14 protein-coding genes, 1 tRNA gene and 1 rRNA gene are annotated in these 21,765 nt (G+C 64.9%); 11 read left to right on the top strand and 5 right to left on the bottom strand.

From position 1 onward, the window contains the following. Positions 1–216: 216 nt before the first annotated feature. A complete protein-coding gene (locus ACM26W_RS13575) occupies positions 217–3,510 on the bottom strand; it encodes an FAD-binding and (Fe-S)-binding domain-containing protein (RefSeq protein ID WP_416137507.1) in 3,294 nt (1,097 codons plus the stop codon). Positions 3,511–3,714: 204 nt separating this feature from the next. Here ACM26W_RS13575 and serS point away from each other — a divergent pair, with 204 nt between their 5' ends. After that, positions 3,715–4,992: a serine--tRNA ligase gene (gene serS, locus ACM26W_RS13570; RefSeq protein ID WP_416137506.1), complete on the top strand. Its 1,278-nt coding sequence runs from the start codon at positions 3,715–3,717 to the stop codon at positions 4,990–4,992. A 14-nt stretch (positions 4,993–5,006) separates the two neighbouring features. On the opposite strand, the gene ACM26W_RS13565 is transcribed toward serS, so the two are convergent. Continuing rightward, positions 5,007–5,777 (bottom strand): SIMPL domain-containing protein, encoded by a 771-nt coding sequence (locus tag ACM26W_RS13565; RefSeq protein ID WP_416137505.1) that lies wholly within the window; start codon positions 5,775–5,777, stop codon positions 5,007–5,009. A 172-nt stretch (positions 5,778–5,949) separates the two neighbouring features. On the opposite strand from ACM26W_RS13565, the gene ACM26W_RS13560 reads away from it, so the two are divergent. Next, positions 5,950–7,071: an AI-2E family transporter gene (locus ACM26W_RS13560; RefSeq protein ID WP_416137504.1), complete on the top strand. Its 1,122-nt coding sequence runs from the start codon at positions 5,950–5,952 to the stop codon at positions 7,069–7,071. Positions 7,072–7,133: 62 nt separating this feature from the next. Here ACM26W_RS13560 and trxA read toward each other — a convergent pair whose 3' ends face one another. Beyond that, positions 7,134–7,457, bottom strand: a complete 324-nt coding sequence (gene trxA, locus ACM26W_RS13555; RefSeq protein WP_416137503.1) for a thioredoxin — start codon at positions 7,455–7,457, stop codon at positions 7,134–7,136. 231 nt (positions 7,458–7,688) lie between these two features. Here trxA and cysB point away from each other — a divergent pair, with 231 nt between their 5' ends. Next, complete coding sequence (cysB, locus tag ACM26W_RS13550) at positions 7,689–8,660, top strand: HTH-type transcriptional regulator CysB (RefSeq protein WP_416137502.1); 972 nt, start codon at positions 7,689–7,691, stop codon at positions 8,658–8,660. Positions 8,661–8,666: 6 nt separating this feature from the next. Here the strand turns inward: cysB and ACM26W_RS13545 are convergent, their stop codons facing one another. Then, positions 8,667–9,287 (bottom strand): phosphoadenosine phosphosulfate reductase family protein, encoded by a 621-nt coding sequence (locus ACM26W_RS13545; protein ID WP_416137501.1) that lies wholly within the window; start codon positions 9,285–9,287, stop codon positions 8,667–8,669. A 117-nt stretch (positions 9,288–9,404) separates the two neighbouring features. Next, positions 9,405–10,784, bottom strand: coding sequence for an aminodeoxychorismate synthase component I (gene pabB / locus ACM26W_RS13540; protein ID WP_416137500.1), 1,380 nt, complete (start codon positions 10,782–10,784; stop codon positions 9,405–9,407). A 227-nt stretch (positions 10,785–11,011) separates the two neighbouring features. Between pabB and ACM26W_RS13535 the strand changes: the two genes are divergently transcribed. The 8 genes from ACM26W_RS13535 (at position 11,012) to ACM26W_RS13500 (ending at position 21,732) form a co-directional block, all read left to right on the top strand. Then, the gene (locus ACM26W_RS13535; protein WP_416137499.1) at positions 11,012–11,719 is read left to right on the top strand and encodes a GntR family transcriptional regulator; all 708 of its coding nucleotides are present in this window, start codon (positions 11,012–11,014) and stop codon (positions 11,717–11,719) included. A gap of 46 nt (positions 11,720–11,765) precedes the next feature. Then, a complete protein-coding gene (gene prpB, locus ACM26W_RS13530) occupies positions 11,766–12,671 on the top strand; it encodes a methylisocitrate lyase (RefSeq protein WP_416137498.1) in 906 nt (301 codons plus the stop codon). A gap of 59 nt (positions 12,672–12,730) precedes the next feature. Further along, on the top strand, positions 12,731–13,858 hold the full coding sequence (prpC, locus tag ACM26W_RS13525) for a 2-methylcitrate synthase (protein ID WP_416137497.1): 1,128 nt from the start codon (positions 12,731–12,733) through the stop codon (positions 13,856–13,858). 2 nt (positions 13,859–13,860) lie between these two features. Next, complete coding sequence (acnD, locus tag ACM26W_RS13520) at positions 13,861–16,476, top strand: Fe/S-dependent 2-methylisocitrate dehydratase AcnD (protein ID WP_416137496.1); 2,616 nt, start codon at positions 13,861–13,863, stop codon at positions 16,474–16,476. A gap of 100 nt (positions 16,477–16,576) precedes the next feature. Further along, on the top strand, positions 16,577–17,767 hold the full coding sequence (gene prpF, locus ACM26W_RS13515) for a 2-methylaconitate cis-trans isomerase PrpF (protein ID WP_416137495.1): 1,191 nt from the start codon (positions 16,577–16,579) through the stop codon (positions 17,765–17,767). 132 nt (positions 17,768–17,899) lie between these two features. Then, entirely contained in the window at positions 17,900–19,381 is a 1,482-nt protein-coding gene (prpD, locus tag ACM26W_RS13510) for a 2-methylcitrate dehydratase (protein WP_416137494.1), read from the top strand. A gap of 624 nt (positions 19,382–20,005) precedes the next feature. Further along, positions 20,006–21,560, top strand: a 16S ribosomal RNA gene (locus tag ACM26W_RS13505). A gap of 95 nt (positions 21,561–21,655) precedes the next feature. After that, positions 21,656–21,732 (top strand) — tRNA-Ile (locus ACM26W_RS13500). Positions 21,733–21,765 lie beyond the last annotated feature (33 nt).

The following is a 21,765-nucleotide window of genomic DNA, read 5'->3' as shown; positions in this document are numbered from 1 at the left end:
GGTTCCGCCTCGGAGCATCCTTTCAGTATAGGGAGAGGTGTCGCCCATCACCTGCCGTTTGTTCGGTTGATAGGCGTCGCCCGCATGGGCCGGGCCTCGTGGCCGCTGGTTGTAATCAAAAAACCACAGCGCTTCCATCACCTCCAGGCGGGCATGCCGCATGGTGGTGATGGCGGGGCAGGAAACGCCTTTACGCGGGACAACGAAATTCAGGGCTCAGCCGGCGCGTCTCAGCACCTCCAGAAGCCCCTGCAGCGGATGGGGCAGGGCCGTGTCGGAGAGCCGCTTCGCCTGGCTGCGGCAGGAATAGCCGGTGGCGAGCAGCTTGCCCGCGTTGGCCTCGTCTTCCACCACCGGCTGCCACGACTGGGCGTAGATGGTCTTCGAGGTCGCAAGGTTGCGCGCCTCGTGGCCATAGGTGCCGGACATGCCGCAGCAGCCGGTGGCCACTAGCTCGAGCTCGAGGCCGAAGGCGGCGAACAGCTGCTGCCAGGCCTTGGGGCTGCCCGGGGCGTTGGTGGTCTCGGTGCAGTGGGAGAGCAGCCGGAAGCCTTGATCTGCCACCGTCAGGCCGCCGGAGGCGCGGCGCGGCGCCAGGGTTGATGAGTGAGTCACCAGCCACTCCTGCAGCATCAGCACCTCGGGCACGGCGTCCTGGCCCAGGGCCTTCACGTACTCCTGGCGGTAGGTCAGGGTCATGGCCGGGTCGATGCCCACCAGGGGCACGCCGAACTCGGCCAGGGTCCTGAGGCGTCGTGCCTGCTTCTCGGCGGTGCGCTCGAAGGCGCCCAGGAAGCCCTGCACGTGCAGCGGCTTGCCGTTGGGCGAGAAGGGGGCCACGAACACCCGCACGTCCAGCCGGCTGAGCAGCTCGACGATATCCATCACCAGCCGGGCCTCGAAGTGGCTGGTAAAGGCGTCCTGAATAAGCACCACGCTGCGCGCCTTCTGGGCCTCGGTGAGCAGGCCGAGCGACGTGGGCGTCGCCTGGGCCACGCCCCAGGCGACCAGCTGCTTCCTGAGGCTAGCCCGGGAGAGCCGCGGGCTGTCCACCAGGCCGACGGGCCCCGAGAGCAGACGATCCACCAGGCGGTTGCCGATCAGGGCGTTATAGGCCGGCGCGATGGGCGCGAGGGTGGGCAGCAGGAACTCGGTGGTGCCGATCAGGTAGTCGCGCAGCGGGCGCAGGTAGCGGCCGTGGTAGGCCTCCAGGAACTGCGAGCGGGAGTCGGGCACGTTGACCTTGACCGGGCACTGGCCGGCGCATGACTTGCAGGCCAGACAGCCCGCCATGGCGTCGTACACCTCGTGGGAAAAGTCCGCCTCGCGGCGACGGCGCAGGGTGTTGAGGGTGCGCCTGGGGAAGCGTCTGACGAAGCCCCAGGCGCCCTCCGTCTGGTTCTGCTTCGTTTCATCGATGAGGTCGATACCGGCGTCGCCCTGCAGGCGCAGCCACTCACGAACCAGGCTGGCGCGGCCCTTGGGGGAGTGAACCCGGTCCCGGGTGGCCTTCCACGACGGGCACATGGCGTCATCGGGGTCGTAGTTGTAGCAGGCGCCGTTGCCGTTACAGTAGACGGTGGCGGCATGGGCCTGCCAGACCCGCTCGTCGATGGTGCGGTCGAGCTGGCCGCGGGTGGGCACACCGTCGATGGTCAGCAGACCCGGGTCGACCAGCTTCACCGCCTCCGCCTGGGCGGTGGCAATGGTGTTAGGCGCCTTTCCCGCGGCGTCGGGCGGGTTGGAAAAAGTCGCGGCGTCGGGCGGGATAGTACTCGCGGTGTCGGGCGAGATAAAAAGCGGCGTGGCAATCTTGCCGGGATTCAGCTGGTTATGCGGGTCGAAGGCCGCCTTGACCCGCTGTAGGCTGGGGTAGAGGTCGCCGAAGAACTTCGGCGAGTACTCCGAGCGCACGCCCTTGCCGTGCTCGCCCCACAGCAGGCCGCCGTACTTCTGGGTCAGCGCGGCCACCTCATCGGAGACCTCGCGGATCAGCCGCTCCTGCTCGGGGTCCTTCATGTCGATGGCCGGGCGCACGTGCAGCACCCCGGCGTCCACGTGACCGAACATGCCGTAGGCGAGGCCGCGGGCGTCCAGGGCGGCGCGAAACTCGGCAATGAAGTCGGCCAGATGCTCCGGCGGCACCGCGGTGTCCTCTACGAAGGGGATCGGTCGCTTCTCGCCCTTGGCATCGACCCTGGCATTGCCCAGCAGGCCCACGGCGCGCTTGCGCATGGCGTAGACGCGCTGGATGGCGGCGCGGCCCTCGGCCAGGGTGAAGCCCAGGCGCTGGACGCCGGCGTCCGCCTCCAGGTGGCGGCAGAAGGCCGCGACCCGCTCACCGAGGCGCTCGGGATCGTCGTCGTTGAATTCGACCAGGTTGATGCCGCGCACCGGGGTCTCCCCCGAATCCGGATCGCCGGCCGCCGGACCGCCGGCGGATGGCCGCCCCGCCGGAAAGAACTCGGCCACGCTGTCCCAGATGAAGTCCTCCATGGCCAGCATCAGCACCCTGTCATCCACCGTCTCGATGGAGGTGGGCTTGGCACTGAGCGCCTGCGGCTGGTCTTGTGAAGAGCCCATCAGGGCCTTGGCGTCGCGCAGGGCGTCCATGAAGCCGGCGTAGCGCACGTTGACCAGGGTGGAGTGCTTGGGGATCGGCAGTACGTTGAGCACCGCCTCGTCGAGAAAGCCCAGCGAACCCTCGGAGCCGCACAGCAGGCTGTTCATGTCCAGCCGCCCTTGGTCGTCGCGCAAATGCGCCAGGTCGTAGCCGGTCAGGCAGCGGTTGAGGGGCGGGAACTTCTCGGCGATCAGATCGCCCTGGGTGTCGATGATCTCCCGGGCGGTGCGGAAGGCGCGGCCGGTGGCGTCCTCGCGCCCACACAGCACCGCGAGTTCGGGCTCTTCCACCGGGCGGCTGACGAGACGCTCGCCGCCGAGAAGCAGCATGTCGAGTTCGAGCACGTGGTTGCGGGTCTTGCCGTACTCGCAGCTGCCCTGGCCGCTGGCGTCGGTGGAGATCATGCCGCCGATGGTGGCGCGGTTGGAAGTGGAGAGATCCGGCGCGAAGAAGAGCCCGTGCGGCTTGAGCGCCGCGTTGAGCTGGTCCTTGACCACCCCGGCCTGGACCCGCACCCGGCGGTTCTCCACGTCGATCTCGAGGATCCGGTTCATGTGCCGGGAGACATCCACCACCAGGCCGTCGGTGAGGGACTGGCCATTGGTGCCGGTGCCGCCGCCCCGGGGAGTAAGCGCCACCCGGCGGTGCTCCACCTGGCCGGCGAGATGGGCGATGCGCTCGAGATCCTCGGCGTGCCTCGGGTAGAGCGCTGCCTGGGGAAGACGCTGGTAGATGGAGTTGTCGGTGGCCAGTACCGTGCGGTCGGCGTAGTTCGGGGCGATCTCGCCTTCGAAGCCGGCGGCTTTCAGGGCGTCTAGGAAGCGCAGGTAGGGCGCGGCAAGGCCGGGGGCGGTGCCGGCGTCGTTGGTGTCCAGTCGTGCGATCATGGGCATCTTCAAGGGAAGCGTGAGTGCGCCTACTTTACCGCGGCAGGCGGGTGGCGCGCATCCCGCGGGCGGGGGGCCAGCAGGCCGCCGGCTCGACCTCGAGGCGGCGCGTGGCGCCCCTGATGCCTTTTGCCTACAATGGGCGGCCTGTTTTGCCCACTGTTACCTTTACTTTCTATCACCGACTGCAACGGACCGGATTCCATGCTCGATCCCAAACTGCTGCGCAGCGACCTCGATGTGGTCGCCCAACGACTGGCCAAGCGAGGCTTCGCTCTCGATACCGACCGTCTCGAGGCGCTGGAGTCCCGGCGTCGCGAGCTGCAGGCCGAGAGCGAGTCCCTGCAGAACGAGCGCAACACCCGCTCCAGGACCATCGGCAAGGCCAAGGCGGCGGGCGAGGATATCCAACCGCTGCTCGACGAGGTCTCGGACCTGGGCGACCGCCTCGACGCCGCCAAGGTGCGCCTGGCCGAGGTGCAGGCCGAGTGGGAGGACCTGGTCAGCGGCCTGCCCAACCTGCCCCACGCGAGCGTGCCCGAGGGCAAGGATGAGGACGACAACGTCGAACTGCACCGCTGGGGTGCGTCCCGGGAGCTGGATTTCGAGGTGCGCGACCATGTCGATCTCGGCGCGCTGAAGGGCGATCTGGATTTCGACCTGGCCGCCAAGCTGACCGGGGCGCGCTTCGCGGTGATGCGTGGGCCCATCGCCCGCATGCACCGGGCGCTGGCCCAGTTCATGCTGGACAAGCAGACCCTCGAGCACGGCTACGAGGAGTGCTATGTGCCCTATATGGTCAATGAGGCCTCGCTGCGCGGCACCGGCCAGCTGCCCAAGTTCGGCGAGGACCTGTTTCGCCTCGACGACGAGCGCGGCTACCACCTGATTCCCACCGCCGAGGTACCGCTGACTAACTTCGCCCGGGACGAGATCCTGGAGCACAAGGCGCTACCGGTGAAGCTTACCGCCCACAGCCCCTGTTTTCGCAGCGAGGCGGGCTCCCACGGCCGCGATACCCGCGGCATGATCCGCCAGCATCAGTTCGACAAGGTGGAGATGGTGCAGCTGGTGGATCCGGCCACCAGCTACGCGGTGCTGGAGGAGATGCGTGGCCACGCCGAGGCGATCCTGCAGGTGTTGGCGCTGCCCTATCGTGTCGTCACCCTGTGCACCGGTGACATGGGCTTCGGCGCCGCCAAGACCTACGACCTGGAGGTGTGGATCCCGAGCCAGGGGGCCTACCGCGAGATCTCCTCGGTCTCCAACTGCGAGGACTTCCAGGCGCGGCGCATGCAGGCGCGCTTCCGTCACCCGGAGCAGAAGAAGCCGCAGCTGCTGCATACCCTCAACGGCTCCGGCCTGGCGGTGGGCCGCTGCCTGGTGGCGGTGCTGGAGAACTACCAGAATGCCGACGGTTCGGTCAGCGTGCCCGAGGCGCTGCGGCCCTACATGGGTGGCGTCGAGGTGATCAACATCTGAGGCCCTTCGGGCAGCTACTCGATCTCCCAGCTGACGCTGACGCCGGCCTCGATATCGATGGTGCCCGGCCGATACTCCGCCTGGGGAGCGCCCTCCCGGGCATCGGCAGCCATGGCCAGCATGCGCGGCTGGAACACCGGCGAGCGGGTCTCGCTGACGCTGGCTACCGGGCCCAGGGTGATGCCCAGGGTGTCGGCCATCAGCCGGGCCTTGTGGCGGGCCTTCTCCAGCGCCTTGACCAGCGCCTCGTCGGTGGCGGCGTCACGGTCGGCGAGGTCGTAGGTGACGCCGTCCAGGGCGTTGACGCCGGCCTCGGTCAGGGCATCCAGCAGCCCTGGCAGCTGTTCAAGATCGTCGACCTGGACGCGAAAGGGACGCTCCAGGCGGGTACGCACCCGCACCTCGCGCTCGCCATCCTCGCGACGGCTGCCGGCGACGTGTTCCGGCTGCACGGCCAGCGAGCCGGCGCTGATGGCGTCGCGCTCGAGCCCGGCGGCCTCGAGGGTTCGAATCAGCTCGCCGGCACGCTCTTCCAGTCGCTCACGGGCCTCGCGCAGCGCTTGGGGGTCGCCGCCGCTCTCATCCTCCTGTGATACCGCCGGCGTGCGCTCCCAGAGCCTGGCGTTGAGCGTGGCCCGATCCGGCACCACCGCCAGCGTGTCCTCGGCCTGCACGTGGAGCTCGCGCGGCGGCGTGGCCTCGGCCAGCGCCTGCCCGGCCAGCAGCGGGGTGGCGACGAGCAGGCTGCCCAGCAACAGCAGCCGGGCGTGGCGTAACAACGTCATGGTGGCCTCCTTGCGGTGATGACGTGGCGGTATGCCACTCCGCTTCGAGGTGTGCCCGGCACAAAGGTTCCCGGCACGGTGTCCTGCCCTGATCTCGAGTCGGCTTTCGAGATTGTTGCTGGCCCTGTGCGGAGGCATGATGAAGGCTTGCCAGGGAACACAGGAACTCACGATGTCTCAGAATGAATCGAATACTTCGGGCATCATCCCGCTCAATCTCACCCTCGGTCTGGCTGCGCTGGTGGTGATTGTGGCCGGCATGAAGGCCGGCGCCAGCCTGCTGGTGCCGCTGATGCTGGCCGTGTTCATTGCCTTGGTCTGTACCCCCCCGGTGCAGTGGCTGAACCGCCTGGGGTTGAGTCTGCGGCTGGCCGTCTGGCTCACCCTGGTGGTGATCGGTGGGCTGTTGTCGCTGCTGGCCCTGCTGCTGGTCAACAGCTTCGGGACCTTCATGGAGGCGCTGCCGGGGATCGAGGAGAAGCTCTACGACTACTACCTCGGGCTGTTCGATGGCCTGGCGAAGATGGGACTGGCTATCGATACCGACCGGCTCGCCGAGCTGTTCAATGTGGAACAGCTGGGCAGTGCGGTGCCGGGACTGCTGGGGGAGCTGGGCAATTTGCTGTTTCAGAGCGTGATGGTCAGCCTGCTGGTGGTCTTCATGCTCTTCGAGACGCTTATCTTTCGCGACAAGATCTCTCGAGCGTTGCAAGATCCGGTGCCCAGCCTCGAGCGTTTCAACGAGTTCAGTCGGACGCTCAAGCGCTACCTGGCGGTGAAGACCCTGATCAGCCTGGTGACCGGCGTCCTGGTGTGGGTGGCCTGCCTGCTGGTGGGGGTCGACTTCCCGCTGCTGTGGGCCGTGCTGGCCTTCGCACTGAACTATATTCCTAATATCGGTTCCGCCATTGCCGCCATTCCACCGGTGATGCTGCTGCTGGTGTCACCCGAGGGTGGCGTGGTCGAGGCCCTGCTGCTGTCTGGAGCCTACCTGGGGATCAACTTCGTGCTCGGCAATATCGTCGAGCCCCGCTGGATGGGTCGGGCCCTGGGCCTCTCCACCTTCATCGCCTTTTTGTCGCTGGTGGTATGGGGGTGGATCTTTGGCATTGCGGGGATGCTGCTCTCGGTGTTGCTGACCATGACGCTCAAGATCGCCCTGGACAGCCACCCCCATACCCGTTGGATCGCTCACCTGCTAGGCCCGAGTGACGACCAGCTCCTGGAGGAGCCAGAGCGCCCGCTCTCGGAGCAGGATGGCGAGGAGGATGAGGTAGACGCAGGCAGGCACTGAACCACAAAACGCGATCGCCCCGGCCTTGGCCGGGGCGATCTGCTGATTGATGTGCCTGGCGATCAGGCGTTCTGGTCGATGAACTGCGTCAGCTGTGACTTGGACTGGGCGCCTACCAGGGAGGCGACCTTGGAGCCGGACTTGAACAGCATGACAGTGGGCACGCCGCGAACACCCTGCTCGGCGGCGATCTCGGGAGCATCGTCCACATTGATGCTGACGACCTTGAGGTTGCCGTTGCGCTCCTCGGCGACCTCGTCGACCACCGGTGACATCACCTTGCAGGGGCCGCACCAGGGAGCCCAGAACTTGAGCAGAACCGGGGTGTCGGCCTTGAGGACTTCCTGCTCGAAGTTGGCGTTGGTGACATCGACGTTGTTGGCCATGGGGTTCTCCAGTTTCGTTGCGCTGCATCGAGCGTGTTCATGGCACGCCTTGGCGTGCCTGGCCGGCTGATGTTAGCGGCCGGCCGCGGCGCTGGCAAATTGGCGTCAAGATTAGGCTAGGCGAGACGCCACCTCGTTGTATATACTTCAAAGTGATTATAATTAAATCTTTTATCGCTATTTGGTATTGTCAGCACCCGTGACCGGGTGGCTGCCAGGGAGTTTGCCACCATGAAGCTGCAGCAGCTGCGCTATATCTGGGAAGTCACCCGCCACAACCTCAACGTCTCGGCCACCGCCCAGAGTCTGTTCACCTCCCAGCCCGGGATCTCCAAGCAGATTCGCCTGCTGGAAGATGAGCTGGGCGTGGAGATCTTTGCCCGTAGCGGCAAGCACCTGACCCGGGTTACCCCGGCCGGCCAGGCCATCGTCGAACTGGCCGGCGAGGTGCTGCGCCTGACGGAAAATATCAAGGAAGTGGCCCAGGAGTTCAGCGATGAGCGCCGCGGCAGCCTGGCCATTGCCACTACCCACACCCAGGCGCGCTATGCGCTGCCGCCGGTGATCCGCGACTTCACTCGCAAGTATCCCGAAGTGGCCCTGCACATGCAGCAGGGCACCCCCAAGCAGATCGCCCAGATGGTCAGCGACGGCCAGGCGGACTTCGCCATTGCCACCGAATCCCTGGAGCTGTTCAACGACCTGGTGCTGCTGCCCTGCTACCGCTGGAACCGCTGCATCCTGATGCCCCAGGGACATCCCCTGGCCGACGAAACTGAGCTCACCCTGGAGGCCCTGGCCCGCTATCCGCTGGTCACCTACGTGTTTGGTTTCACCGGTCGTTCCCAGCTCGACGACGCTTTCCGCGCGCGGGGACTCACGCCCAACGTGGTGCTTACCGCCGCCGACGCCGATGTGATCAAGACCTACGTGCGACTGGGAATGGGGGTGGGCATCGTCGCTCATATGGCGGTGGACCCGGAGCACGATACCGACCTGCTGGCGCTGGACGCCGGCCACTTGTTTGCGAGTTCCACCACCAAGATCGGCATTCGCCGTGGCACCTTCATGCGCGGCTATATGTACGACTTCCTGCAGGGCTTCGCCGAGCATCTGGAACGCGACCTGGTGGATGCCGCCCTGGCGGCGGGACCGCGACACGAGGCGCCGCTGTTCGAGGGGCTGGAGCTGCCGGTGCGTTGACCCCGATCAGTGCTGCAGGTGCAGGCCACACTCACGCTTCTCTTCGACCTTGGTGGGGTCGAAGTAGTCGAAGTTGTTGGGCAGGTCGTGGGCCTGTAGGTACTGGTACATTTCTCGGGCGCTCCAGTGCAGCAGCGGCGAGACCTTCAGCAGGCCATCGGTATTGCGGCTTACCGGGGCCATGCGCGCACGCTCCGGGGTGTCCTCGGCACGCAGCGCCGTGAACCAGACGTCCGGGGCCATCTCCCGCAGCGCCCGTTCGAAGGGCTCCAGCTTCACTTCCCGGGTGAAAGCGTCGTGGCGAGGATCCTCGATGCCCGGCATCGGGCCTTCCACGGCTTCCCGATGGGCCCGGGTACGGCGCGGCAGGTAGGCGATCAGGTTGAGGTCGAGCCGCTGGACCAACTCGTCGGCGAAGCGGTAGGTGGCCTCGGTGTTGTAGCCGTTGTCCATCCACACCACCGGGATATCAGGCCGCTGGCGCGTCACCATATGCAGGATGACCGCTTCGAAAGGGCGGAAGTTGGTGGTGCAGATCGGCCGTTCGCCTTGTTCAAGGGCCCAGCGAATCAGCGCTTCGGGATCATTGCCAAGCTCATGGTTGATAGCGTCGAGGGGTGATGCCATAGGGAGGGGGCTCCGGGTCGTTGACGATATTGGCCTTACCCTACCAAAGCCTGGAGATCGTCCCCCAATACCGTTTCATTGGATAAATATATCAAATAGAAATAAAAATACTGTTATTTATTCCATATTGTACTGAGCGTCGGTAGCCGTGAGGGCACCCATCAGGTGGCGAATCTTGTCCAGGGTCTCCTGGTACTCCGCCTCACCCATCGAGTCGGCCACCAGGCCGCCGCCGCCCCACAGGTGTAGCCGGCCGGCATCGGCCACGGCGGTGCGGATGGCGATGGAGGTGTCCATCCGGCCGCGCACGTCTACATAGCCCAGGCTGCCGCAGTAGGCGCTGCGCCGGCTCGGTTCCAGTTCCTCGATGATCTGCATGGCCCGCACCTTGGGGGCGCCGGTGATGGAGCCGCCGGGGAAGGCCGCGGCGAGCAGTTCGAGTGGGCGTCGTCCCGCGTCCAGTTGGCCGGTCACCACGCTGACCAGGTGGTGGACGTTGGCATAGCTCTCCAGGCCGCACAGCTGTGGCACCCTGACCGTGCCCGGGCGGCAGACGCGCCCGAGGTCGTTGCGCAGCAGGTCGACGATCATCACATTCTCGGCGCGGTCCTTGAGGCTGACGGTGAGTTCGTCGGCCAGTGCCGAGTCCTCCTGCGGGGTGCTACCCCGCGGGCGTGTTCCTTTGATGGGGCGTGTCTCCACCTGGCCGTCTCGGCATTCGAGGAAGCGCTCTGGGGAAAGAGAAAGAATCGCCTGTTCGCCCTGCGCCGTAGACCAGGCCATGAAGCCGGCGTAGGGCGTCGGGGTGGCCTCGCGCAGACGGCAGTAGGCGCTCCACAGGTCACCCGCATAGGGGGCGCTGAAGCGCTGGGCCAGGTTGATCTGGTAGCAGTCTCCCGCGCGGATGTAGCGTTGTACGGCGTCGAACCGCTCTAGATAGTCGGCGGTGGAGAGCTCGCCGGTGAAGGGCGCGGTCAGGCGAAAAGCGGCCTGGTCGACCGGCGGCTCCGCCAGCCAGCCAAGCACCTGCCGGCGGCGCTCGGCGCTGGCCACCAGCCAGCTTTCGCGGTACTCATGGTCCTGAATCAGCGCCCAGTCGTAGAGGCCGACACGGCTTGCCGGTAGCGCCACCGCTGGCCGGGCCTGCTTGTCCACCGGCTCGAGCAGCCGCCCCAGGTCGTAGCTCCAGTAGCCGATCAAGCCGCCGAGGAAGGGCAGGTCGCTGTCGGGCGTCTCCGCCTCGAGGCCGTCCAGCAGCGCCTGCTGGGCGGCGAAGGGGGAGAGGCCCGCGAGCTCGGGCGCACCCGAAACGTGACCTTGGTCGTCGATCTCGAGCGTCGTCAAGGGGTCGCTGGAGAGGATGTCGAAGCGCCCAGCGGGGGCGGCCGGGCGCCCACTGTCGAGCAGCACGGCGCCGGGACGCCTGCGCAGGCGAGCGAAATAGTCGAGGGGATGCCTCTGGTAGGGAAACGAAGTGATCTGGAGTCTTGCGCTCATTGCCGGGCCTTGCTGTGACAGGCGGCCCATTCTAGGCGCCATCCCGGCCCTTGTCCCTGCCCGTTCCAGCCGCCAGGCCGGAATGGCCTCCTGGTATTGTCGACAGTCCCTCTGGTGTCGGGCATGTTGTCTACAACCAAAGGTGAAGCTTTCCGGCGTTCCTGTGTATTGACCCCTTTATGCGGAGTGGCTACTCTCTGTTCATCGAATAATTGTCGACAATCACCATGACCTCAACACAAATTGAAACATCGATCCCGGAGGTGCGCACCCTGGCGGAACGCGTCTTCCAGCAGCTCCAGGATGCCATCGTTCGCGGCGAGTTGGCCCCGGGCAGCAAGATTACCGAACCGGGTCTGTCCAAGACCTACGGTATCTCGCGGGGCCCGCTGCGCGAGGCGATGCGCCGCCTCGAGGCGCACCGGTTGATCGAGCGGGTGCCCCACGTGGGGGCCCGGGTGATCAAGCTCTCCATGCAGGAGCTGCTCGAGCTGTTCGATTTGCGCGAGGCACTGGAGAGCATGGCCGCTCGCCTGGCCGCGGAGCACATGACCGCCACTGAGATCGCCGGGCTGCGCGAACTGCTGGCGATGCACGAGCGTCAGGCCGATCTCAAGAAGGGTGAGGCCTACTACCAGCGCGAGGGCGATCTGGACTTTCACTACCGCATTGTCCAGGGCAGCCACAACCACATGCTGGTGACCCTGCTTTGCGATGACCTCTACTACCTGGTGCGGCTTTACCGCACCCAGTTCAGCGCCAGCGGCTCGCGTCCCCATCGCGCCTTCGTCGAGCATCACCGCATCGTCGATGCCATCGAGGCCGGCGACGCCGAACTGTCCGAGCTGCTGATGCGTCGTCACGTCAGCGCCTCGAGGGCCAACGTCGTCGATCGCTATGCCGCCACCCTGCGTCAGACAGCCTCGACCACCTGACCCGACCCCCGAAACCACCCGGCTCGAACACCCTAGGAGAGATACCATGACCCAGCAGACCCCCGGCGCCCGTTTCCGTGCTGCCCTCGAGGCCAATCGCCCGTTGCCCATTGTCGGCACCATCAACGCCTACACTGCGATGATGGCCCAGCGCGTCGGCCACCAGGCGATCTACCTCTCCGGGGGCGGCGTGGCCAATGCCTCCTTCGGCCTGCCTGACCTGGGCATGACCACCATGAACGATGTGGTCGAGGATTCGCACCGCATCTGCGGCGCCACCGACCTGCCGCTGCTGGTGGATATCGATACCGGATGGGGCGGTGCCTTCAATATCGCCCGCACCGTCAAGGAGATGCAGCGCGCCGGCGTGGCCGCCGTTCACATCGAGGACCAGGTCGCCCAGAAGCGCTGCGGCCATCGCCCCAACAAGGCCATCGTCTCCCAGCAGGAGATGGCAGACCGCGTCAAGGCTGCCGCCGATGCGCGCATCGATCCGGACTTCTACCTGATCGCCCGCACCGACGCCTTCCAGAAGGATGGGCTGGACGCCGCCATCGAGCGCGCCCAGGCCTGCATCGAGGCCGGTGCCGACGCCATCTTCGCCGAGGCGGTACATACGCTGGATGACTACCAGGCCTTCTGCGAGCGCGTCGATGCGCCGATCCTCGCCAACATCACTGAATTCGGCGCCACGCCGCTGTTCAGCCAGCAGGAGCTGGGCGAGGTGGGATGCCGCATGGTGCTCTACCCGCTGTCGGCCTTCCGCGCCATGAACGCCGCGGCGCTCAAGGTCTACCAGAGCATCCACGCCACCGGTCATCAGCGCGACGTTGTCGAACTCATGCAGACCCGTGACGAGCTCTACGACTTCCTGAACTATCACAGCTTCGAGCAGAAGCTCGATGCCCTGTTTGCCGAAAACCAGCTTGCCGATAAGGGCGACGAGGCCTGAGTCAGGCCCTGACATTGGCGAAAAGAACACGATCGACCCGCTAGACAAGGAGATACGACATGGCAGAGAAGAACCTGAGTGGCGCCGGCTTGCGTGGCCAGAGCGCGGGGACTACCGCCCTGTGCACCGTTGGCCAGACCGGCTCCGGCCTGACCTACCGCGGCTTCGACATCAAGGAGCTGGCCGAGAAGGCGAAGTTCGAGGAGGTCGCCTACCTGCTACTCAAGGGCAAGCTGCCCAACCAGGCGGAGCTCGACGCCTACATCACCAGGCTCAAGGGCCTGCGTGGCCTGCCCGATGCGCTCAAGACCGTGCTCGAGCAGATCCCCAGGGATGCCCATCCCATGGACGTGATGCGCACCGGCGCTTCCATGCTGGGCAACCTGGAGACCGAGCAGAGCTTCGATGAGCAGCAGGATGCCTCCGACCGCCTGTTGGCCGTGCTGCCCTCGATCATCTGCTACTGGTATCGCTTCAGCCACGACGGCGTGCGTATCGAGACCGAAACCGACGATGAATCCGTGGGTGGCCACTTCCTGCACCTGCTGCGTGGCGAGCCTGCCTCCGAACTGCACGCCCGCGTCATGAACGTCTCGCTGATCCTCTACGCCGAGCACGAGTTCAACGCCTCGACCTTCACGGCTCGCGTCTGTGCCTCGACCCTTTCCGACATGCACTCCTGCGTGACCGGCGCCATCGGCTCCCTGCGCGGCCCGCTGCACGGCGGTGCCAATGAGGCGGCCATGGACATGATCGAGAACTGGACCTCCGCGGACGAGGCCGAGCGCGAGATCATGGGCATGCTCGAGCGCAAGGACAAGATCATGGGCTTCGGCCACGCGATCTATCGCGAGTCCGACCCGCGCAATGCCATCATCAAGGAGTGGTCGAAGAAGCTGGCTGAGGATGTGGGCGACAGCGTCCTCTACCCTGTCTCCGAGCGCGTCGAGGCGGTGATGTGGCGCGAGAAGAAGCTGTTCTGCAACGCCGACTTCTTCCACGCCAGCGCCTACCACTTCATGGACATCCCCACCAAGCTGTTCACGCCGATCTTCGTCTGCTCGCGCGTCACCGGCTGGGCGGCCCATGTCTTCGAACAGCGCGCCAACAATCGCATCATTCGACCGAGTGCCGACTATGTCGGCCCCGAGCACAGCGAGTGGGTGCCCATCGAGCAGCGGGGTTGAGTATGAATACCGATTATCGTAAACCGCTTCCCGGCACCGAGCTGGACTACTTCGACGTGCGTGCGGCCGTCGAGGATATCCAGCCCGGTGCCTATGACACTCTTCCCTACACCTCCCGGGTGCTTGCCGAGCAGCTGGTGCGTCGCTGCGAGCCGGAACAGCTCACCGATTCGCTCAAGCAGCTGATCGAGCGGCGCCGTGACCTGGACTTCCCCTGGTACCCGGCTCGGGTGGTGTGCCACGACATCCTCGGTCAGACCGCGCTCGTCGACCTGGCCGGCCTGCGCGACGCCATCGCCGAGCAGGGCGGGGACCCCTCCAAGGTCAACCCGGTGGTGCCCACCCAGCTGATCGTCGACCACTCCCTGGCCGTGGAGCACGCCGGCTTCGACCCGGACGCCTTCGACAAGAACCGCGTCATCGAGGATCGCCGCAACGAGGACCGCTTCCACTTCATCGAGTGGACCAAGACCGCCTTCGAGAACGTCGATGTGATCCCCGCCGGCAACGGCATCATGCACCAGATCAACCTGGAGAAGATGTCGCCGGTGGTCCAGGCGCGCGACGGCGTCGCCTATCCCGATACCTGCGTGGGCACCGACAGCCACACCCCGCATATCGACTGCCTGGGCGTGATCGCCATCGGCGTCGGCGGCCTCGAGGCCGAGACCGTGATGCTGGGTCGCCCCTCCATGATGCGCCTGCCCGACATCGTCGGCGTGGAGCTGACCGGCAAGCACAAGCCCGGCATCACCGCCACCGATATCGTGCTGGCGATCACCGAGTTCCTGCGCAAGGAGCGCGTGGTCGGGGCCTATCTCGAGTTCTTCGGCGAGGGCGCCAAGAGCCTGACCATCGGCGACCGCGCCACCATCTCCAACATGACGCCCGAGTACGGTGCCTCCGCGGCGATGTTCTACATCGATGAGCAGACCCTCGATTATCTCACCCTCACCGGGCGCGAGCCGGAGCAGGTCGAGCTGGTCGAGACCTACGCCAAGCAGACTGGCCTGTGGGCCGACAGCTTGGTCGATGCCCAGTACGAGCGCGTGCTGACCTTCGATCTGTCCAGCGTCGAGCGCAACCTGGCTGGCCCTTCCAATCCGCATCGCCGCCTGCCCACCAGCGCCCTGCATGAGCGCGGCATCGCCGTGAACTACAACAAGGCCCAGGCGGAGGAGAAGGCGGGCAAGATGCCCGATGGCGCGGTGATCATCGCCGCCATCACCAGCTGCACCAACACCTCCAATCCGCGAAATGTGGTGGGCGCTGCGCTGCTGGCCAAGAAGGCCAACGAGCTCGGTCTGATTCGCAAGCCCTGGGTGAAGTCGTCGTTCGCTCCAGGATCGAAAGTGGCGCGCCTCTACCTGGAGGAGGCTGGCCTGCTGTCCGAGCTGGAAAAGCTCGGCTTCGGTATCGTCGCCTATGCCTGCACCACCTGTAACGGGATGTCCGGCGCACTCGACCCGAAGATTCAGCAGGAGATCATCGACCGTGATCTCTACTCTACCGCGGTGCTCTCCGGCAACCGCAACTTCGATGGCCGCATCCACCCCTATGCCAAGCAGGCCTTCCTGGCCTCGCCGGCGCTGGTGGTGGCCTACGCCATCGCCGGTACCGTGCGCTTCGACATCGAGAAGGACGTGCTGGGCACCGACCATAACGGCAATCCGGTGACGCTCAAGGATCTCTGGCCCTCCGACGAGGAGATCGACGCCATCGTCGGCGAGTTCGTCAAGCCGGAGCAGTTCAAGCAGGTCTATATCCCGATGTTCGATCTGGACGCCTTCGAGAAGGCCGAGAGCCCGCTCTACGACTGGCGCCCGCAGAGCACCTATATCCGTCGCCCGCCCTACTGGGAAGGCAACATGGCGGCAGTGCGTGCGCTGAAGGGCATGCGGCCGCTGGCGATCCTGCCGGACAACATCACCACCGACCACTTGTCGCCGTCCAACGCGATCATGATGGACAGCGCGGCGGGGGAGTACCTGCACAAGATGGGCCTGCCGGAGGAGGACTTCAATTCCTACGCGACCCACCGCGGCGACCACCTCACCGCCCTGCGGGCCACCCTGGCCAACCCCAAGCTGTTCAACGAGATGGTCCGTGACACGGACGGCGAGGTGAAGCAGGGCTCGCTGGCGCGCATCGAGCCGGAAGGCGAGGTGACCCGCATGTGGGAGGCCATCGAGACCTACATGGAGCGCAAGCAGCCGCTGATCGTCATCGCCGGCGCCGACTACGGCCAGGGCTCCTCACGCGACTGGGCGGCCAAGGGCGTGGCGCTGGCCGGGGTCGAGGCGATCGTCGCCGAGGGCTTCGAGCGCATCCATCGCACCAACCTGATCGGCATGGGCGTGATGCCGCTGCAGTTCCGGGAGGGCACCACCCGCCACACCCTGCAACTGGACGGCACCGAGACCTACGACGTGGAGGGCGCGGCGTCGCCGGGCGCGACCCTCGAGCTGGTCATCCACCGCAAGACCGGCGAGGTGGATCGCGTACCGGTGATCTGCCGCCTGGATACCGCCGAGGAGGTGACCGTCTACTCCGCTGGCGGTGTGCTACAGCGCTTCGCCAAGGACTTCCTGGAGTCCAAGGGCGAGGCGGTCAGCTGAGCCGGGTGATCGCCTCACGACGTTGAAACCCCATCGACCCGGCGCCGCAAGGCCCGGGTCGATCTTTCTCTCCCTTACATGAACCAAGGAAGCGACCTTCATGGCTCACGTTCCCCAGATTCGCATTCCCGCCACCTATATGCGTGGTGGCACCAGCAAGGGCGTCTTCTTCAGGCTCGACGACCTGCCCGAGGCCGCCCGCAAGCCCGGCGAGGCCCGCGACCGCCTGCTGATGCGGGTGATCGGCAGCCCCGATCCCTATCAGAAGCAGATCGACGGCATGGGCGGCGCCACCTCCAGCACCAGCAAGACCGTCATCCTGTCGAAGAGCACACAGCCCGGCCACGACGTCGACTACCTGTTCGGCCAGGTCTCCATCGACCAGGCCTTCGTCGACTGGAGCGGCAACTGCGGGAATCTTTCCGCCGCTGTTGGCCCCTTCGCCATCGCCAGCGGGCTGGTGGACCCGGCGCGGATTCCCGACAACGGCGTGGTGGAAGTGCGTATCTGGCAGGCCAATATCGGCAAGACCATCGTCGGCCAGGTGCCGATCACCGACGGCCAGGTGCAGGAGACCGGCGACTTCGAGCTGGACGGCGTGACCTTTCCCGCCGCCGAGGTGTCCGTGGCCTTCAAGGACCCGGCCGACGGCGAGGGCGCCATCTTCCCCACCGGCAATCGAGTGGATGACCTGGAGGTGCCGGCAGAGGTGGTAGAGGGCGGCACCCTCAAGGCGACCCTGATCAATGCCGGTATCCCGACGATCTTCGTCAACGCCGCCGAGCTCGGCTACACGGGCACCGAACTGCAGGAAGCGATCAACGGCGACCCGGCGGCACTGGCGCGCTTCGAGACCATCCGCGCCCATGGGGCATTGAAGATGGGGCTGATCCAGTCGCTGGACGAGGCGGCCAGTCGCCAGCACACGCCCAAGGTGGCCTTCGTGGCACCGCCTAGCAGTTACAGCGCCTCCAGCGGCAAGGAGGTCAAGGCCGATGAGATCGACCTGCTGGTACGCGCGCTCTCCATGGGCAAGCTGCACCACGCCATGATGGGCACCGCGGCGGTGGCCATCGCCTCGGCGGCCGCCATTGAGGGGACCCTGGTCAACCTGGCTGCCGGCGGCGGCAAGCGCAACGCCGTGATCTTCGGCCACCCCTCCGGATCGCTCCGTGTGGGCGCTGAGGCGAGCCTGGTGGACGACCGCTGGGTGATCGACCAGGCGGTGATGAGCCGCAGCGCGCGGGTGTTGATGGAGGGCTATGTGCGGATCCCGGGCGATAGTTTTTAGACATAGCCTAACGCTTGCGTTGGACAGGACCCGGTTAATAGAAAGGGCTCCCCCGGTCGCAGCTCAGTCGCAGGATCTGTGACGTTTCCTATAGTGAAGGGTAGGCATTCGACGCGGCGACAGGAGGAGACCATGAGCACCGTGGAAGCCAATGTGCGGCCGGACTACGATGCCGAGCTGCAGAAGATCGCCGATTACGTCCTCGATTACCGTATCGAGAGCCAGGAGGCGTGGGATACCGCGCGGCTGTGCCTGATGGATACCTTGGGCTGCGGCCTGCTGGCGCTGCGCTTTCCGGAGTGCACCAAGCACCTGGGACCGCTGGTCGAGGGCACGCAGGTCCCCCACGGCGCCCGGGTCCCCGGGACCTCCTTCCGTCTGGATCCGGTCAAGGCGGCCTGGGATATCGGCTGTAGCGTGCGCTGGCTGGACTACAACGACACCTGGTTAGCGGCGGAATGGGGTCATCCCTCCGACAATCTAGGCGCCATCCTGGCCGTGGCCGATCATCTCTCACAGAAGCGCCTCGTCCAGGGCGAAGCGCCGCTGGTCATGCGAGATGTGCTCGAGGCGATGATCAAGGCCCACGAGATCCAGGGCGTGCTGGCCCTGGACAACTCCTTCAACCGGGTCGGCCTCGACCACGTGGTGCTGGTCAAGGTGGCCTCCACTGCGGTCGCGGCCAGGCTGATGGGGGCCGATCGTGAGCAGCTGTTGTCTGCACTCTCCCACGCGTGGGTCGATGGTCAGAGCCTGCGCACCTACCGACATGCCCCCAACGCCGGCTCCCGCAAGAGCTGGGCGGCGGGGGATGCCACCTCGCGCGGCGTGCGCCTGGCCGATATTGCCCTGCGTGGCGAGATGGGCATTCCCGGGGCGCTCAGCGCGCCGCAGTGGGGCTTCTACGATGTGCTGTTCACCAAGACCAACAAGGACCAGCAGCTCAAGCCCGAAGCGGAGCGGAGCTTCAGCTTCCAGCGCGACTTCGGCAGCTACGTGATGGAGAATATTCTCTTCAAGCTCGCCTTCCCGGCAGAGTTCCACGCCCAGACGGCCTGCGAGGCGGCGGTGACGCTGCACCCACTGGTCAAGGATCGCCTCGACGAGATCGAGCGCATCGTTATTACCACCCATGAGTCGGCGATCCGCATCATCTCCAAGCAGGGTGACCTGGCCAATCCGGCAGATCGTGACCACTGCCTGCAATACATGACGGCGGTGCCGCTGATCTTCGGTGAGCTGATTGCGGAGCACTATGAAGATGCCTTCCACGCCGCTCATCCCAGGATCGACGAGCTGCGCGGCAAGATGGAGGTGGTGGAGGAGCCGCGCTATACGCAGGACTACCTCGACCCCGGCAAGCGCTCCATTGCCAACGCGATCCAGGTCGTGTTCGCCGATGGCACGGCCACGGAAACGGTCGAGGTCGAGTACCCGATCGGGCATCGGCGGCGCCGGAAGGAAGGCATTCCGGTGCTGGAGGCGAAATTTGAACGCCACCTGGCCACACGCTTTCCTCCCGGGCGCTGTGAACGGATCCTGGCACTCTGCGGGGATCCGGTCGCACTCGAGGCGATATCCGTACCGCGTTTCCTTGACCACTTCGTGATCTGATCCGAAAGTGCCGGCAGGAACCTGATCCGGATCATGGCGCTGAGCGAGTTGCTGAACTACATTTCTCTAGTGGCAAGGGTTGCGTGCCCGCGGGGAAAACCGTAAAGTACGCATCCGCTGCCGGCAACGGGCAACGTTACCGGCGGTGATAAGTGGAAGAAGTGGTTGTTCTGCTTGAGGTTTTTCGGAAGGTTCGGAGAATCGCTCGCTTGACACTCACCGCGAATTCGGTAGAATGCGCCCACTCGATACGCCGTCACCTTGGTTACGCCGGGTGAAGCGGTCAGCGGGACTCAGGACGGGGTGCCAGGCACCGCCAACCACCGCTTGACACGCTGAGGCGAATCGGTAGAATACGCCTTCCTCGCAGGGCGCTGGCGAGACGGGAGCTGAGGCTCACGTCACGACGGCAAGCGAGACGCTCCGCTCTCTGAGAGTCCGGAGCCGCTCTTTAACAATCGATCAGGTAATTCATGTGGGCGCTTGTCGATGTGTCGGTGACCAGTCACTGAAACATCAAGGCAAGCGACTCGTCAAAGCTCCTCGGAGCTTTTTGAGAACGTTTGACCCTTGAGCCAAGTTTGGTCCGCTTCCTTCCTTGAAGGGTAAGGACTATATGATCGTAAACTGAAGAGTTTGATCATGGCTCAGATTGAACGCTGGCGGCAGGCCTAACACATGCAAGTCGAGCGGTAACAGGTCCAGCTTGCTGGATGCTGACGAGCGGCGGACGGGTGAGTAATGCATAGGAATCTGCCCGGTAGTGGGGGATAACCTGGGGAAACCCAGGCTAATACCGCATACGTCCTACGGGAGAAAGCAGGGGATCCGTGTTCTTCGGAATGGGGACCTTGCGCTATCGGATGAGCCTATGCCGGATTAGCTGGTTGGTGAGGTAATGGCTCACCAAGGCGACGATCCGTAGCTGGTCTGAGAGGATGATCAGCCACATCGGGACTGAGACACGGCCCGAACTCCTACGGGAGGCAGCAGTGGGGAATATTGGACAATGGGCGCAAGCCTGATCCAGCCATGCCGCGTGTGTGAAGAAGGCCTTCGGGTTGTAAAGCACTTTCAGTGGGGAAGAAAGCCTTGGGGCCAATACCCTCGAGGAAGGACATCACCCACAGAAGAAGCACCGGCTAACTCCGTGCCAGCAGCCGCGGTAATACGGAGGGTGCGAGCGTTAATCGGAATTACTGGGCGTAAAGCGCGCGTAGGCGGTCTGATAAGCCGGTTGTGAAAGCCCCGGGCTCAACCTGGGAACGGCATCCGGAACTGTCAGGCTAGAGTGCAGGAGAGGAAGGTAGAATTCCCGGTGTAGCGGTGAAATGCGTAGAGATCGGGAGGAATACCAGTGGCGAAGGCGGCCTTCTGGACTGACACTGACGCTGAGGTGCGAAAGCGTGGGTAGCAAACAGGATTAGATACCCTGGTAGTCCACGCCGTAAACGATGTCGACTAGCCGTTGGGGTCCTTGAGACCTTTGTGGCGCAGTTAACGCGATAAGTCGACCGCCTGGGGAGTACGGCCGCAAGGTTAAAACTCAAATGAATTGACGGGGGCCCGCACAAGCGGTGGAGCATGTGGTTTAATTCGATGCAACGCGAAGAACCTTACCTACCCTTGACATCGTGCGAACTTGGTAGAGATACCTGGGTGCCTTCGGGAGCGCATAGACAGGTGCTGCATGGCTGTCGTCAGCTCGTGTTGTGAAATGTTGGGTTAAGTCCCGTAACGAGCGCAACCCTTGTCCTTATTTGCCAGCGGGTCATGCCGGGAACTCTAAGGAGACTGCCGGTGACAAACCGGAGGAAGGTGGGGACGACGTCAAGTCATCATGGCCCTTACGGGTAGGGCTACACACGTGCTACAATGGCCGGTACAAAGGGTTGCGAAGCCGCGAGGTGGAGCTAATCCCGAAAAGCCGGTCTCAGTCCGGATCGGAGTCTGCAACTCGACTCCGTGAAGTCGGAATCGCTAGTAATCGTGAATCAGAATGTCACGGTGAATACGTTCCCGGGCCTTGTACACACCGCCCGTCACACCATGGGAGTGGACTGCACCAGAAGTGGTTAGCTTAACCCTCGGGGGAGCGATCACCACGGTGTGGTTCATGACTGGGGTGAAGTCGTAACAAGGTAGCCGTAGGGGAACCTGCGGCTGGATCACCTCCTTAACGACGACGTCGCCGACACGCGGCAAGTGCTCACAATGAATTACCTGATCGACCAGAGCAAAAGACTGTTTGGGTATAGGCCCAGCGTGACCAATGGGTCTGTAGCTCAGTTGGTTAGAGCGCACCCCTGATAAGGGTGAGGTCGGCAGTTCAAATCTGCCCAGACCCACCATTCTCTGAACGGCCGGGTAGCTCAGTTGGTTAG

The organism is Halomonas sp. HK25, from assembly GCF_047795635.1.
Taxonomy (GTDB): domain Bacteria; phylum Pseudomonadota; class Gammaproteobacteria; order Pseudomonadales; family Halomonadaceae; genus Halomonas.
The sequence above is the reverse complement of the archived record's forward strand: the minus strand, read 5'-3'. Positions and strand labels throughout refer to the sequence as shown.

Excerpts from the sequence above, each read along its gene's own strand:
- ACM26W_RS13575 (WP_416137507.1), bottom strand. The coding sequence starts at position 3,510 with ATGATCGCACGACTGGACACCAACGACGCCGGCACCGCCCCCGGCCTT.
- serS (WP_416137506.1), top strand. The coding sequence starts at position 3,715 with ATGCTCGATCCCAAACTGCTGCGCAGCGACCTCGATGTGGTCGCCCAA.
- ACM26W_RS13565 (WP_416137505.1), bottom strand. The coding sequence starts at position 5,777 with ATGACGTTGTTACGCCACGCCCGGCTGCTGTTGCTGGGCAGCCTGCTC.
- ACM26W_RS13560 (WP_416137504.1), top strand. The coding sequence starts at position 5,950 with ATGTCTCAGAATGAATCGAATACTTCGGGCATCATCCCGCTCAATCTC.
- trxA (WP_416137503.1), bottom strand. The coding sequence starts at position 7,457 with ATGGCCAACAACGTCGATGTCACCAACGCCAACTTCGAGCAGGAAGTC.
- cysB (WP_416137502.1), top strand. The coding sequence starts at position 7,689 with ATGAAGCTGCAGCAGCTGCGCTATATCTGGGAAGTCACCCGCCACAAC.
- ACM26W_RS13545 (WP_416137501.1), bottom strand. The coding sequence starts at position 9,287 with ATGGCATCACCCCTCGACGCTATCAACCATGAGCTTGGCAATGATCCC.
- pabB (WP_416137500.1), bottom strand. The coding sequence starts at position 10,784 with ATGAGCGCAAGACTCCAGATCACTTCGTTTCCCTACCAGAGGCATCCC.
- ACM26W_RS13535 (WP_416137499.1), top strand. The coding sequence starts at position 11,012 with ATGACCTCAACACAAATTGAAACATCGATCCCGGAGGTGCGCACCCTG.
- prpB (WP_416137498.1), top strand. The coding sequence starts at position 11,766 with ATGACCCAGCAGACCCCCGGCGCCCGTTTCCGTGCTGCCCTCGAGGCC.
- prpC (WP_416137497.1), top strand. The coding sequence starts at position 12,731 with ATGGCAGAGAAGAACCTGAGTGGCGCCGGCTTGCGTGGCCAGAGCGCG.
- acnD (WP_416137496.1), top strand. The coding sequence starts at position 13,861 with ATGAATACCGATTATCGTAAACCGCTTCCCGGCACCGAGCTGGACTAC.
- prpF (WP_416137495.1), top strand. The coding sequence starts at position 16,577 with ATGGCTCACGTTCCCCAGATTCGCATTCCCGCCACCTATATGCGTGGT.
- prpD (WP_416137494.1), top strand. The coding sequence starts at position 17,900 with ATGAGCACCGTGGAAGCCAATGTGCGGCCGGACTACGATGCCGAGCTG.